This is a genomic window from Citrobacter sp. Cpo069 (assembly GCF_030332785.1).
In the GTDB taxonomy this organism is placed as follows: Bacteria; Pseudomonadota; Gammaproteobacteria; order Enterobacterales; family Enterobacteriaceae; genus Citrobacter; species Citrobacter portucalensis.
This window is the reverse complement of sequence record NZ_JAOWHD010000045.1, coordinates 101,015-115,899: the sequence shown is the minus strand read 5'-3', so window position 1 is coordinate 115,899 and position 14,885 is coordinate 101,015. Positions and strand designations below refer to the sequence as shown.

11 protein-coding genes are annotated in these 14,885 nt (G+C 52.3%); 6 read left to right on the top strand and 5 right to left on the bottom strand.

Going from position 1 to position 14,885, the window contains the following annotated elements; genetic code table 11:
* Positions 1 to 2: 2 nt before the first annotated feature.
* Together ppdD and nadC are read right to left on the bottom strand one after the other, a co-directional pair.
* A complete protein-coding gene (ppdD, locus tag OGY08_RS08605; protein WP_003829506.1) occupies positions 3 to 440 on the bottom strand; it encodes a prepilin peptidase-dependent pilin in 438 nt (145 codons plus the stop codon).
* Positions 441 to 683: 243 nt separating this feature from the next.
* Positions 684 to 1,577: a carboxylating nicotinate-nucleotide diphosphorylase gene (gene nadC / locus OGY08_RS08600; protein ID WP_125362732.1), complete on the bottom strand. Its 894-nt coding sequence runs from the start codon at positions 1,575 to 1,577 to the stop codon at positions 684 to 686.
* Between the two features lie 87 nt (positions 1,578 to 1,664).
* On the opposite strand from nadC, the gene ampD reads away from it, so the two are divergent.
* Both ampD and ampE read left to right on the top strand, forming a co-directional pair.
* Positions 1,665 to 2,228: a 1,6-anhydro-N-acetylmuramyl-L-alanine amidase AmpD gene (gene ampD / locus OGY08_RS08595; RefSeq protein ID WP_125362731.1), complete on the top strand. Its 564-nt coding sequence runs from the start codon at positions 1,665 to 1,667 to the stop codon at positions 2,226 to 2,228.
* Positions 2,225 to 3,079, top strand: coding sequence for a beta-lactamase regulator AmpE (gene ampE, locus OGY08_RS08590; RefSeq protein WP_003829498.1), 855 nt, complete (start codon positions 2,225 to 2,227; stop codon positions 3,077 to 3,079). The genes ampD and ampE overlap by 4 nt, the downstream gene beginning before the upstream one ends.
* A gap of 92 nt (positions 3,080 to 3,171) precedes the next feature.
* Here ampE and OGY08_RS08585 read toward each other — a convergent pair whose 3' ends face one another.
* The 3 genes from OGY08_RS08585 to aroP form a co-directional block, all read right to left on the bottom strand.
* Positions 3,172 to 4,122 carry a glycoside hydrolase family 43 protein gene (locus OGY08_RS08585; RefSeq protein ID WP_125362730.1) on the bottom strand — a complete coding sequence of 317 codons (951 nt, stop codon included), beginning with the start codon at positions 4,120 to 4,122 and terminating at the stop codon, positions 3,172 to 3,174.
* Positions 4,122 to 5,528 (bottom strand): glycoside-pentoside-hexuronide (GPH):cation symporter, encoded by a 1,407-nt coding sequence (locus OGY08_RS08580; RefSeq protein WP_100271502.1) that lies wholly within the window; start codon positions 5,526 to 5,528, stop codon positions 4,122 to 4,124. Before OGY08_RS08580 ends, OGY08_RS08585 begins: the two co-directional genes overlap by 1 nt.
* 158 nt (positions 5,529 to 5,686) lie before the next feature.
* On the bottom strand, positions 5,687 to 7,060 hold the full coding sequence (gene aroP / locus OGY08_RS08575; RefSeq protein ID WP_008786209.1) for an aromatic amino acid transporter AroP: 1,374 nt from the start codon (positions 7,058 to 7,060) through the stop codon (positions 5,687 to 5,689).
* Positions 7,061 to 7,624: 564 nt separating this feature from the next.
* On the opposite strand from aroP, the gene pdhR reads away from it, so the two are divergent.
* The 4 genes from pdhR (at position 7,625) to lpdA (ending at position 14,720) form a co-directional block, all read left to right on the top strand.
* Positions 7,625 to 8,389, top strand: a complete 765-nt coding sequence (gene pdhR, locus OGY08_RS08570; protein WP_003018699.1) for a pyruvate dehydrogenase complex transcriptional repressor PdhR — start codon at positions 7,625 to 7,627, stop codon at positions 8,387 to 8,389.
* Between the two features lie 163 nt (positions 8,390 to 8,552).
* A complete protein-coding gene (gene aceE / locus OGY08_RS08565; protein ID WP_008786210.1) occupies positions 8,553 to 11,216 on the top strand; it encodes a pyruvate dehydrogenase (acetyl-transferring), homodimeric type in 2,664 nt (887 codons plus the stop codon).
* A gap of 14 nt (positions 11,217 to 11,230) precedes the next feature.
* On the top strand, positions 11,231 to 13,120 hold the full coding sequence (aceF, locus tag OGY08_RS08560) for a pyruvate dehydrogenase complex dihydrolipoyllysine-residue acetyltransferase (protein ID WP_003829487.1): 1,890 nt from the start codon (positions 11,231 to 11,233) through the stop codon (positions 13,118 to 13,120).
* Positions 13,121 to 13,295: 175 nt separating this feature from the next.
* Positions 13,296 to 14,720, top strand: a complete 1,425-nt coding sequence (gene lpdA / locus OGY08_RS08555) for a dihydrolipoyl dehydrogenase (protein ID WP_003829486.1) — start codon at positions 13,296 to 13,298, stop codon at positions 14,718 to 14,720.
* The last annotated feature ends 165 nt before the right edge of the window (positions 14,721 to 14,885 follow it).

Below are 14,885 nucleotides of genomic sequence, written 5' to 3'. Positions count from 1 at the left end.
CCTTAGTGGGTATCAAAGCGGAAAACGTCTTCACAGGCCTGCTGCAATGCGCTGTCGTTCTGGATGACGCAGTTTCGGTTCCAGCCGGTAATGCCGTTGGCATTGTCCCAACCTGGCGTCATGGTGATGCTTAGCCCGTTCAGGCTTTCCTGCCCACTAAGGCTGACAACTCCCTTTTCAACGCTCATGGCTGAGACGTAACGGGTAGTTGTTGGAGAGGGAATACCATTCGTTCCGGCATCGCAGGTATCTGTTCCGCCATGCTCCAGTGCACAGAGCTCAACCGCCGTGCGATAGGGGACAAAGGTTTGCAGCATGTCTGTCAGCGCGGCTTTGCGCAGATAGTTTTGATATGCCGGAATGCCGATGGCGCTAAGGATGGCAATAATGCCAATCACCACCATGAGTTCGATAAGCGTAAAGCCTCGTTGCTTGTTCATCGTTCGCTCCTTGAGTTTGCTGGCGCTACTTTGGCAAACCGACGGGAGGACGGCGAGAGACAAAAAACAAAACGGGAAAGCGGGTTCAGAGGATTTTTACGAAATTACAGAGTCAGACAATGTATTTGCGAAGAGACTCGAAGAAACTGCCGGGTGGTGGTGTAAATGCCGTATTCGGCTTACGGAATAAACCTGTGTAGTAGGCCCGATAAGCGAAGCGTCATCGGGCAATACAATCAGCAATTAGCGAAATCGCATGGAGAGATCGAGTGCGCGAACATGTTTGGTCAGCGCGCCAACGGAGATAAAGTCCACACCGGTTTCGGCAAATTCGCGCAGCGTTTCATGGGTGACGTTGCCCGACACTTCCAGACGCGCCTGGCCGTTGGTGCGTTTTACCGCTTCGCGCATTTGGTCAGTTTCGAAGTTATCGAGCATGATGATATCGGCCCCGGCTTTCAGCGCGTCGTCCAATTCATCCAGGCTTTCTACTTCGACTTCAACCGGCACATCCGGGTGCAACCAGAAGGCTTTTTCGACGGCCTGACGTACCGAGCCGGAAGCAATAATGTGGTTTTCTTTAATCAGGAAGGCGTCGGACAGCCCCAAACGATGATTCGCGCCGCCGCCGCACAATACGGCGTATTTTAGCGCGGTACGCAGTCCCGGCAGGGTTTTGCGCGTATCCAGCAGTTGGGTCTTGGTTCCCGCTAACAGGTCGACGTATTTACGCACTTCACTCGCTACACCTGAAAGCGTCTGCACAAAATTCAGCGCAGTACGTTCACCGGTCAGTAAAACGCGGGAAGGGCCGTCCAGTTCAAACAGCGGCTGATTGGCCTTTATGCTGTCGCCATCTTCGACATGCCAGGTGATGTTGACATCACCGCCAGCCAGCTGAATAAAGACCTCTTCCACCCAACGTTTTCCACAAAAAACGCCATCTTCGCGGGTGATTACGGTGGCATGGGAGCGCATGTCTTCGGGTAAAAGCTGTGCGGTGATATCGTTATTGGCATCAACTTCTCCGCCTAAATCTTCACGCAGCGCCTGAGCTACAGCGGCAGGGATATCCAGATTTATGCGTTCCAACAGCGCGTCACGTCGGTAGTCAGGGTTATAGCGGCGAGGCGGCATGATAAAACTCCAAATTGCTAACGAATCATAAGGTGGAAACATGCTACCCTGAACCTGATATGAGCACCACCAATAAGGAGATTCTGCATGTTGTTAGACGAGGGCTGGCTGGCAGAGGCGCGACGCGTTCCCTCTCCGCATTACGATTGCCGCCCGGATGACGAAAACCCTTCTCTGCTGGTGGTGCATAATATCAGCCTGCCGCCCGGCGAGTTTGGCGGCCCGTGGATAGACGCGCTGTTTACGGGCACGATTGATCCCAACGCCCATCCTTATTTTGCCGGGATCGCCCATCTGCGTGTTTCGGCCCATTGTTTGATTCGCCGTGACGGTGAAATCGTGCAATATGTGCCTTTTGATAAACGCGCCTGGCATGCGGGTGTGTCGAGCTATCAAGGGCGAGAACGCTGTAATGATTTTTCAATTGGTATTGAGTTGGAAGGGACGGATACGCTGGCCTATACCGATGCGCAGTATCAGCAACTGGTTGCCGTGACGAATACTCTGATTACGCGTTATCCGGCCATTGCTAACAACATGACAGGACATTGCAATATTGCGCCCGAGCGTAAGACCGATCCCGGGCCGTCCTTTGACTGGGCAAGGTTCCGCGCCCTGGTCACCCCCTCGTCGCACAAGGAGATGACATGACGCTGTTTACAACATTATTGGTGTTGATTGTTGAACGCCTGTTTAAGCTGGGTGAGCACTGGCAGCTTGATCACCGGATTGAAGCTTTTTTCCGCCGGATTAAGCATTTTTCGATGATGCGTACGGTAGGCATGACTCTGATTGCGATGGGAGTGACGTTTCTGCTACTGCGCGCACTTCATGGGCTGTTGTTTAATGTTCCGTTGCTGGTGGCGTGGATCTTAATTGGCTTGCTGTGCATCGGTGCTGGCAAGGCGCGCCTTCACTATCACGCTTACCTGAACGCGGCTGCTCGCGATGATGCTCACGCCCGTGATGCGATGGCCAGCGAGCTGACGCTTATCCATGGGGTTCCGCCGGACTGCGATGAGCGTGAATTCTTGCGCGAACTGCAGAACGCGCTGTTATGGAACAACTTCCGCTTTTATCTGGCGCCGTTATTTTGGCTGATTGTCGGTGGTCCGTGGGGACCTGTGACGCTGGTTGGTTATGCTTTTTTACGCGCCTGGCAGTCCTGGCTGGCGCGCTATCAGACACCGCACCAGCGTCTGCAATCAGGCATTGATGCGATCCTGCATGTGCTGGATTGGATCCCGGTGCGTCTGGCGGGCGTGGTCTATGCGCTGTTGGGACATGGTGAGAAAGCGCTGCCGGCCTGGTTTGCCTCGCTTGCGGATCTGCACACGTCGCAATATCAGGTGCTTACGCGTCTGGCGCAGTTCTCGCTGGCGCGTGAACCGCACACCGATAAAGTCGAAACGCCAAAAGCCGCCGTTTCGCTGGCGAAGAAAACCTCGTTTGTGGTGGTGGTGGTTATTGCGGTGCTCACCATTTATGGGGCATTAGTATAGCGTTGTGCCGGATGGCGCTAATGCTTATCCGGCCTACAATGAAAAAACGTGTAGGCCCGGTAAGCGCTAGCGCCACCGGGCAGTGCAACGGTTTAGTTCGTATCAGCAGGCGGCACGCCAAAATCTGGCATGCCGTTTTCGTCCCAACGCACGAGCTTCAGACGAGTGTGGCGGTTTGGGTCGTACAGCGGATCGCCCTCGATTTCGGTGTAGTTTCTTGCGTGATACACCAGTACATCTTCACCTTCCGGCGTTTGTGTAAAGCTGTTGTGTCCTGGCCCAAACTGGCGGTTTTCATAACTGGTGGTAAAGACCGGACGCGGTGATTTGTGCCAGTTCTGCGGGTTGAGCGGATCGGCGTTGAGGTCAATCCACAATAATCCCATACAGTAGTTCTCATCGGTGGCGCTGGCTGAATAGCTGATAAACAGCTTATCGCCATGAACCATGACGGCAGGACCTTCGTTGACCCAAAAACCCCGGCATTCCCAGTCATACTCAGGATGACTTAGCATGATCGGCTCGCCTTTAATCGTCCATGGATTTTCCAGCTCAGCGAGATAGATATTGGAGTTTCCGGCGATATCGGGCGACTTCTGCGCCCAGAGGTACCACTGTTTTCCCTGATGGTTAAAGGTGGTGGCATCAAGCGCAAAGGTATCAAACTGCGTTTTAATCTGACCTTTCTCCGTCCACTGCCCGGTCAACGGATCGGCGTCGGCACATTCGAGCGCAAACATGCGATGCTGGAACATCCCCAGCTTGTCGAGCGACTGTGTGTGGGTGGCAGCAAAATAGATGTACCACTTGCCTGCCAGATGATGGATTTCGGGTGCCCAGATGAGTTGGCTCATGGGGCCGCTTTCTGGTTTGCGCCAGACGACAACCGGGGCGGCGGTGCGCAACCTCTCCAGCGAGTCGGCCCGGCGTATCTCCAGTCGGTCATATTCGGGTACTGAAGCAATGAAATAATAGTGGCTACCGTCACGTAAGATAAACGGATCGGCACGCTGTTCAATAAAGGGATTTGGCCACTGATTCATTAGGCTTTCCTTACGGTTTCAGTCGTTTTTATATCGTGGTATTCATTCAGTTCACGGTAGTTGGCGCGGCGCTTTTCTAAATCTGTCTGGATTTGCTGCATAAACTCGCGGTCAACTTTCAGCAGACGAACCACGCCTGCGGTAATCAGGTAGCCTACGCCCGGTATGATGGTAAACAGCAGCATAATACCGTTAATGGCAGAGTCGCTTTGCGCTTTCGCCCCTGCGTCGTAGCCGTACCAGGATAGCAGGAAGCCGACCATCGCTCCGGCAATCGCCAGGCCCAGTTTCAGGAAGAACAGGTTACCGGAGAAGCTGATTCCGGTGATGCGTTTACCGGTTTTCCACTCGCCATAGTCATCGACATCCGCCATCAGCGACCAGTGCAGCGGAGAAGGGATTTGGTGCAGGATGTTGAGTAGGAAGTAGAGCACCATAATCATCATGGTGGCTTTCGGATCGAAGAAGTAAAACGCGGCAGAGAAAATCGCCAGGATAATATTGGTCCAGAAGAAGACTTTCAGTTTGCACCAGCGATCGGTTAATACCTTCGCCAGCATACTGCCGATCATCATGCCGACCACACCAAGACTGATAAACAGCGTTGCGAACTGCGTGCTTTGCTGCATAACCCATGTCACGTAGTACATGGTGGCAGCCATGCGAATAAAGCCCGGACAGACGTTGCACAATGTTAACAGCAGAATTTTTACCCACTGATCGTTCTTCCACACGTCTTTCAGATCGGCTTTTAAATCGTCATTGGTCTGGACAGCAGGGCGTACGCGTTCACGGACCGTAGCGAAGCAAAACAGGAACATACACATGCCGATGAAAGCCAGAACCGCCATCGCCATCTGATACCCTTTGGCTTTGTCTTCCCCGCCGAACCAGTCGGCCATTGGCAGCAAGGTGAGGGACAGCAGCAGGGTTGCAATGCCTACCAACACAAAGCGATATGACTGGCAGGCGACGCGTTCCTTCGGATCGTTGGTGATGACGCTACCGAGCGAGCAGTAGGGAATGTTGATCGCTGTATAAGTAATAGATAGCAGGAAGTAGGTAACGAACGCATAGATAACTTTGCTGTTATAGGTCCACTCAGGGGTGGTAAACATCAGTACGCTGAATAATGCGTACGGGAAAGCCATCCATAAAAGCCATGGACGAAATCGACCATATTTACTACGAGTGCGGTCGGCCATCGCGCCCATTATAGGGTCGGTAACGGCGTCGATAACGCGTATTGAGAGAAGTAATACGCCGACCAGTGCAGGTGCCAGACCAAAAATGTCTGTGTAAAAATAGTTAACAAACAACATGATGGCGCCAAAGATGATGTTGCATCCGGCGTCGCCCATTCCATAGCCGATCTTTTCTTTCACCGTGAGCTTACTGGTTTCCATCAACTGCACTCCATTAATGAGATATGGAGAGAATTATTGTCCGGCACCGGTGTTTTTGCGTTGCAGGATAACGCCGCTGATATGGACTAAACAGTCGTGAGTGGGAAAGTGTGAGACAGGTAACAACCCCCACCTGACGCAGGTGGGGGGAGGGGGGATTAATGCGCTTTAACCGCGCCGGCTGTTTTCTGTTTGCACAAGTAGCCGATGCCAAGAATAGCAATCCATACAGGGATTAAGTACACCGAGATCGCCATGCCCGGCGTCATCAGCATAATCACCAGTACTGCAGCCATGAAAATCAGGCACACCCAGTTACCCAGCGGATAGAGCAGCGCCGGGAAGCGGGTGGTAACACCCTGCTGCTGTTTGGCTTTGCGGAACTTCATGTGTGCCAGGCTAATCATTGCCCAGTTGATCACCAGTGCGGAAACCACCAGCGCCATCAGCAGACCAAAGGCGGATTCCGGTGCCAGGTAGTTGATCAGCACACACAGAGCCGTCACCAGTGCGGAAACCAGAATGGTGTTCACCGGTACACCGCGTTTGTCGACGTTCATCAGCGCTTTCGGCGCATTGCCCTGCTGTGCCAGACCGAACAGCATACGGCTGTTGCAGTATACGCAGCTGTTATAGACAGAAAGGGCGGCAGTCAGCACTACGATGTTCAGGGCATTAGCAACAAAGGTGTCGCCCAGCTCGTGGAAAATAAGGACAAACGGGCTGGTATCCGCCGTGACACGCGTCCACGGCATCAGGGAAAGCAGAACCGCCAGCGAACCCACATAGAAAATCAGGATACGGTAGATAACCTGGTTAGTCGCTTTGGGAATGCTTTGCTCCGGGTTATCCGCTTCTGCTGCGGTGATCCCGACCAGCTCCAGCCCACCGAAAGAGAACATGATAATAGCCATCATCATCACCAGACCGGTGAAGCCATGCGGCAGGAAGCCTCCCTGGTCCCACAGGTTGCTGACGCTGGCCTGCGGGCCGCCGTTACCGCTAAACAGTAACCAGCCGCCGAACAGGATCATCGCTACGACGGCAATGACTTTAATAATGGCGAACCAGAACTCCATCTCACCAAACACTTTCACGTTGGTCAGGTTGATGGCGTTGATCAGCACAAAGAAGGCAGCCGCAGACACCCATGTTGGGATCTCCGGGTACCAGAACTGGATGTATTTACCCACGGCAGTTAGCTCAGCCATGGCAACCAGCACGTACAGCACCCAATAGTTCCAGCCGGAAGAGAACCCCGCGAAACCGCCCCAGTATTTATAAGCAAAGTGACTAAATGAGCCTGCAACGGGCTCTTCAACCACCATTTCACCTAACTGACGCATAATCAAAAAGGCGATAAAGCCGGCAATAGCGTAACCCAGAATAATACCCGGTCCTGCAGACTGGATAACGGATGCGCTACCGAGGAATAACCCGGTACCAATCGCGCCACCCAGTGCGATTAGCTGTATATGGCGGTTCTTAAGGCCGCGCTTGAGCTGATCGCCATGCTGTTGACTTTCCATCATGAAACCTCGTGTGTGGTTTTACTCTTCATATTTCGAGTGCTTATTTTTTGAACTACGCAGCAATGCGTGTGTAAGTTTGCAATTCCGTTTGTTGTATTAATTTGTTTACAGATGCTTTTGATAAAATGTTGCCTTAATACTTTTGTCTTGATCAGAATAATGATATGCGAGCGCGAATGCACCTGCTTTATGCGGGGAAGATGACGAGTTGAATAAAAAGAAACCATTTGTAAATGCGAGTTTATCTACCACAAAATTTCCATTTTGAATTTCTATTCATTAATAGTGGTTGATATATCGATAAATAAGCAGGTGAATCGGTTCAGATGAGATAATTTTTCGTTTCAATTCCGTTAAAACTACCCCGGGGTGGGTAAATTTAACATTTGTGCATAGTTACATGTTTGAAACGTTATTTCTGTAATGTTGTTAAAATATGCCTCCTTTACTGATTTCAATCAAAACCTGTATGGACAGAAGGTGAATACTTTGTTACTTTAGCGTCAAGAACATGAAATTGGTAAGACCAATTGACTCCGGGCAAATGGCTTAAGACAGGAAATCATGGCCTACAGCAAAATCCGCCAACCAAAACTCTCCGATGTGATTGAGCAGCAGCTGGAGTTTTTAATTCTTGAGGGGACACTTCGCCCCGGAGAAAAACTCCCACCGGAACGCGAGCTGGCAAAACAGTTCGACGTCTCCCGCCCCTCCTTACGCGAGGCGATCCAACGCCTTGAAGCGAAGGGCTTACTGCTTCGTCGTCAGGGCGGTGGCACTTTTGTTCAGAGCAGCCTGTGGCAGAGCTTTAGCGACCCACTGGTAGAGCTGCTCTCCGACCATCCTGAATCCCAGTTTGACCTGCTTGAGACGCGCCATGCGCTGGAAGGTATTGCGGCTTATTACGCTGCACTGCGCAGCACGGATGAAGACAAAACGCGTATCCGTGAACTCCACCATGCGATCGAGCTTGCTCAACAGTCCGGCGATCTTGACGGCGAATCTGATGCGGTACTCCAGTATCAAATTGCTGTCACCGAAGCGGCACACAATGTGGTGCTGCTCCATTTGCTAAGGTGTATGGAGCCGATGCTGGCCCAGAACGTTCGGCAAAACTTCGAATTGCTGTATGCGCGTCGTGAAATGCTGCCACTGGTTAGCAGTCACCGTACCCGTATTTTTGAAGCAATTATTGCCGGGAAGCCGGAAGAGGCGCGTGAAGCGTCCCACCGTCACCTGGCGTTTATCGAAGAGATCCTGCTGGACAGAAGCCGTGAGGAAAGCCGTCGTGAACGCGCCTTACGCCGTCTGGAGCAACGAAAGAATTAGTGATTTTTCTGGTAGAACGTTAACCAGAAGATGTTGTAAATCAAGCGCCATATAAAGTGCGCGGCAACTAAACGCAGAACCTGTCTTATTACGCTCTCTGGCGAGAACGTAATGGGACAGGTTCCAGATAACTCAACGTATTAGATAGATAAGGAATACCCCCATGTCAGAACGTTTCCCAAATGACGTGGATCCGATCGAAACTCGCGACTGGCTACAGGCGATCGAATCGGTCATCCGTGAAGAAGGTGTTGAGCGTGCTCAGTATCTGATCGACCAACTGCTTTCAGAAGCCCGCAAAGGCGGCGTGAAAGTAGCGGCAGGTGCAGGGGCCAGCAATTATATAAACACTATTGCCGTTGAAGATGAACCGGAATACCCGGGCAATCTGGAGCTGGAACGTCGTATTCGTTCTGCTATCCGTTGGAACGCCATCATGACCGTACTGCGCGCGTCTAAAAAGGACCTCGAGCTGGGTGGCCACATGGCATCCTTCCAGTCCTCCGCAACGGTATATGATGTTTGCTTCAACCACTTCTTCCGTGCACGCAACGAGCAAGATGGCGGCGATCTGGTGTACTTCCAGGGCCACATCTCTCCGGGCATCTACGCACGCGCATTCCTGGAAGGTCGTCTGACTGAAGAGCAGATGAACAACTTCCGTCAGGAAGTACATGGCAAAGGCCTGTCTTCCTACCCGCACCCGAAACTGATGCCAGAATTCTGGCAGTTCCCGACCGTATCTATGGGTCTGGGCCCAATCGGTGCTATCTACCAGGCTAAGTTCCTGAAATATCTGGAACACCGTGGCCTGAAAGATACCTCTAAACAGACCGTTTACGCCTTCCTGGGCGACGGCGAGATGGATGAGCCAGAATCTAAAGGTGCGATCACCATCGCGACCCGTGAAAAACTGGACAACCTGGTCTTTGTTATCAACTGTAACCTGCAGCGTCTTGACGGCCCGGTAACCGGTAACGGCAAGATTGTTAACGAACTGGAAGGCATCTTCGCGGGCGCTGGCTGGAACGTTATCAAAGTCATGTGGGGCGGTCGTTGGGATGAGCTGCTGCGTAAAGACACCAGCGGTAAACTGATCCAGCTGATGAACGAAACCGTTGACGGCGACTACCAGACCTTCAAATCCAAAGATGGCGCATACGTACGTGAGCACTTCTTCGGTAAATACCCGGAAACCGCAGCACTGGTTGCTGACTGGACTGACGAGCAGATTTGGGCTCTGAACCGTGGTGGTCACGATCCGAAGAAAGTCTACGCTGCACTGAAAAAAGCGCAGGAAACCAAAGGCAGAGCAACTGTAATCCTGGCCCATACCATCAAAGGTTACGGCATGGGTGACACTGCTGAAGGTAAAAACATCGCTCACCAGGTTAAGAAAATGAACATGGACGGCGTGCGTTATATCCGCGACCGTTTCAACGTTCCTGTGACCGATGAGCAGGTTGAAAACCTGTCTTACATCACCTTCCCGGAAGGTTCTGAAGAGCACACTTATCTGCACGCTCAGCGTCAGAAACTGCATGGCTACCTGCCAGCTCGTCAGCCGAACTTCACCGAGAAGCTGGAACTGCCAGCTCTGGAAGACTTCGGTGCGCTGCTGGAAGAGCAGAACAAAGAAATCTCCACCACTATCGCTTTCGTTCGTGCCCTGAACGTGATGCTGAAGAACAAGTCGATCAAAGATCGTCTGGTTCCGATCATCGCTGACGAAGCGCGTACTTTCGGTATGGAAGGTCTGTTCCGTCAGATTGGTATCTACAGCCCGAACGGTCAGCAGTACACCCCGCAGGACCGTGAGCAGGTTGCTTACTACAAAGAAGACGAGAAAGGTCAGATCCTGCAGGAAGGTATCAACGAACTGGGTGCAGGCGCATCCTGGCTGGCTGCTGCGACGTCTTACAGCACCAACGATCTGCCGATGATCCCGTTCTACATCTACTACTCCATGTTCGGGTTCCAGCGTATCGGTGACCTGTGCTGGCAGGCTGGCGACCAACAGGCTCGCGGCTTCCTGGTAGGGGGTACTTCTGGTCGTACGACGCTGAACGGTGAAGGTCTGCAGCACGAAGATGGTCACAGCCATATTCAGTCTCTGACTATCCCGAACTGTATCTCTTACGATCCGTCTTACGCGTACGAAGTTGCGGTCATCATGCACGATGGTCTGGAGCGTATGTACGGTGAGAAACAAGAGAACGTTTACTACTACATCACCACGCTGAACGAAAACTACCACATGCCGGCAATGCCAGCAGGTGCCGAGGAAGGTATCCGTAAAGGTATCTACAAACTCGAAACCCTCGAAGGTAAGAAAGGTAAAGTTCAGCTGCTGGGCTCCGGTTCTATCCTGCGTCACGTGCGTGAAGCAGCACAGATTCTGGCGAACGACTACGGTGTAGGCTCTGACGTTTACAGCGTAACTTCCTTCACTGAACTGGCGCGTGATGGCCAGGATTGTGAGCGCTGGAACATGCTGCACCCGATGGAAACTCCGCGCGTTCCGTACATCGCTCAGGTGATGAACGACGCTCCGGCAGTAGCATCTACTGACTATATGAAACTGTTTGCCGAACAGGTTCGTACTTATGTACCGGCTGATGATTATCGCGTACTGGGTACTGACGGTTTCGGTCGCTCTGACAGCCGTGAAAACCTGCGTCACCACTTCGAAGTTGATGCTTCCTACGTGGTTGTAGCGGCCCTGGGCGAACTGGCTAAACGTGGCGAAATCGATAAGAAAGTGGTTGCAGACGCAATCATCAAATTCAACATCGATGCAGATAAAGTTAACCCGCGTCTGGCGTAAGAGGTAAAAGAATAATGGCTATCGAAATCAATGTACCGGACATCGGGGCTGATGAAGTTGAAATCACCGAGATCCTGGTCAAAGTGGGCGACAAAGTTGAAGCTGAACAGTCGCTGATCACCGTAGAAGGCGACAAAGCTTCTATGGAAGTTCCGTCTCCTCAGGCGGGTATCGTTAAAGAGATCAAAGTCTCTGTTGGCGACAAAACTGAGACCGGCAAACTGATCATGATTTTCGATTCCGCCGACGGTGCAGCAGCAGCTGCACCTGCTCAGGCAGAAGAGAAGAAAGAAGCGGCTCCGGCAGCAGCACCTGCTGCCTCTGCGGCGAAAGACGTACACGTACCGGACATCGGCGGCGACGAAGTTGAAGTTACCGAGATCATGGTTAAAGTGGGCGACACCGTTGCGGCTGAACAGTCTCTGATCACCGTTGAAGGTGACAAAGCGTCAATGGAAGTTCCGGCACCGTTCGCGGGTACCGTTAAAGAGATCAAAATCAACACGGGTGACAAAGTGTCTACCGGTTCCCTGATTATGGTCTTCGAAGTGGCGGGCGCAGCGCCTGCTGCTGCACCGGCTCAGGCGGCTGCTCCAGCAGCAGCGGCGGCTCCGGCAGCTTCTGGCTCGAAAGAAGTTAACGTACCGGATATCGGTGGTGACGAAGTTGAAGTCACTGAAGTGATGGTTAAAGTGGGCGATAAAATTGCCGCTGAACAGTCACTGATCACCGTTGAAGGCGATAAAGCGTCGATGGAAGTTCCGGCACCGTTCGCGGGTACCGTGAAAGAAATCAAAATCAGCACCGGCGACAAAGTTAAAACCGGTTCTCTGATTATGGTCTTCGAAGTCGAAGGCGCAGCACCTGCAGCCGCTCCTGCGCAAGCAGCTGCTCCGGCTCCGGCCGCTGCACCAGCACCTGCGCAAGCCGCAGCTCCGGCAGCGAAAGCGGAAGGCAAATCTGAGTTTGCTGAGAACGACGCTTACGTTCATGCAACGCCGCTGATTCGTCGCCTGGCGCGCGAATTCGGTGTGAACCTGGCGAAAGTGAAAGGTTCTGGCCGTAAAGGTCGTATCCTGCGTGAAGACGTTCAGGCTTACGTGAAAGACGCTATCAAGCGTGCTGAAGCGGCTCCGGCTGCAGCAGCAGGTGGCGGTATCCCGGGCATGCTGCCTTGGCCGAAAGTGGACTTCAGCAAGTTTGGTGAAATCGAAGAAGTGGAACTGGGCCGTATCCAGAAAATCTCTGGTGCTAACCTGAGCCGTAACTGGGTGATGATCCCGCACGTTACGCACTTCGATAAGACCGATATCACCGATCTGGAAGCGTTCCGTAAACAGCAGAACGCCGAAGCTGAAAAACGTAAACTGGACGTGAAATTCACCCCAGTAGTCTTCATCATGAAAGCCGTTGCCGCAGCTCTGGAACAGATGCCGCGCTTCAACAGCTCCCTGTCTGAAGACGGTCAGCGCCTGACCCTGAAGAAATACATCAACATCGGTGTAGCGGTTGATACTCCTAATGGTCTGGTTGTTCCGGTCTTCAAAGACGTGAATAAGAAGAGCATTACCGAGCTGTCTCGTGAACTGACCGTGATCTCCAAGAAAGCGCGTGATGGCAAGCTGACCGCTGGCGAAATGCAGGGCGGTTGCTTCACCATCTCCAGCATCGGTGGCCTGGGTACTACCCACTTCGCGCCGATTGTGAACGCGCCGGAAGTGGCTATTCTCGGTGTCTCCAAGTCCTCTATGGAGCCAGTGTGGAACGGTAAAGAGTTTATGCCGCGTCTGATGATGCCGATTTCGCTCTCCTTCGACCACCGTGTAATTGACGGTGCGGATGGTGCGCGCTTTATCACCATCATCAACAACATGCTGTCTGACATTCGCCGCCTGGTGATGTAAGCGAAAAAGCCGGCCCGACGGCCGGCTTTTTTCTGGTAATCTCATGAAGTCAGTGAGGTTATTGTGCGAAAGACAAATCGGTTGCCGTTTGTTGTTTCAAAATTGTTAACAATTTTGTAAAATACGGGCGGATAGAACGACCCGCTGGACGACGGGTATAAATTAAGAGGTCATGATGAGCACTGAAATCAAAACTCAGGTCGTGGTACTTGGGGCAGGCCCTGCAGGTTACTCTGCTGCCTTCCGTTGCGCAGATTTAGGTCTGGAGACCGTCATCGTAGAACGTTACAGCACCCTTGGCGGTGTTTGTCTGAACGTCGGCTGTATCCCTTCTAAAGCGCTGCTGCACGTAGCAAAAGTTATCGAAGAAGCCAAAGCGCTGGCTGAACACGGTATCGTTTTTGGCGAGCCGAAAACCGATATCGACAAGATTCGTACCTGGAAAGAAAAAGTTATCACTCAGCTGACCGGCGGTCTGGCGGGTATGGCCAAAGGCCGTAAAGTGAAAGTGGTTAACGGTCTGGGTAAATTTACCGGGGCAAACACCCTGGAAGTTGAAGGCGAAAACGGCAAAACCGTGATCAACTTCGACAACGCAATCATCGCGGCGGGTTCCCGTCCGATCGAACTGCCGTTTATTCCGCATGAAGATCCGCGCGTGTGGGATTCCACCGATGCACTGGAACTGAAAACTGTTCCTAAGCGCCTGCTGGTAATGGGCGGCGGTATCATCGGTCTGGAAATGGGTACCGTGTACCATGCGCTGGGTTCAGAGATCGACGTGGTTGAAATGTTCGATCAGGTTATCCCGGCTGCCGACAAAGACGTGGTTAAAGTCTTCACCAAGCGTATCAGCAAGAAATTCAACCTGATGCTGGAAACCAAAGTAACCGCCGTTGAAGCGAAAGAAGACGGTATCTACGTTTCCATGGAAGGCAAAAAAGCCCCTGCCGAAGCTCAGCGTTACGATGCTGTGCTGGTCGCTATCGGTCGTGTACCGAACGGTAAAAACCTCGACGCGGGCAAAGCTGGCGTGGAAGTTGACGACCGTGGCTTTATCCGCGTTGACAAACAACTGCGCACCAACGTACCGCACATCTTTGCTATCGGCGATATCGTCGGTCAGCCGATGCTGGCACACAAAGGTGTTCATGAAGGTCACGTTGCCGCTGAAGTTATCGCCGGTAAGAAACACTACTTCGATCCGAAAGTTATCCCATCCATTGCATACACTGAACCAGAAGTTGCATGGGTTGGTCTGACCGAGAAAGAAGCGAAAGAAAAAGGTATCAGCTACGAAACCGCCACCTTCCCGTGGGCTGCTTCTGGCCGTGCTATCGCTTCCGATTGCGCAGACGGTATGACCAAACTGATTTTCGACAAAGAATCTCACCGTGTTATCGGTGGTGCGATTGTCGGTACCAACGGCGGCGAGCTGCTGGGCGAAATCGGTCTGGCGATCGAAATGGGTTGTGACGCAGAAGATATCGCGCTGACCATCCACGCGCATCCGACTCTGCACGAGTCCGTGGGCCTGGCGGCAGAAATCTTTGAAGGTAGCATTACCGACCTGCCAAACCCTAAAGCGAAGAAAAAGTAATTTTTCCGAAATGATAAAAAGCGGCTGAATGGCCGCTTTTTTTATGTATTTGTTACATAATAGTGTCAAGATCTGGCAAAGATTAAGGTAACTAGCCGAATTGCCAGAAAATGTTTTTTACCGTACTGCATCAAACTCCCGAACCGCATGAAATCAGCATTCCAA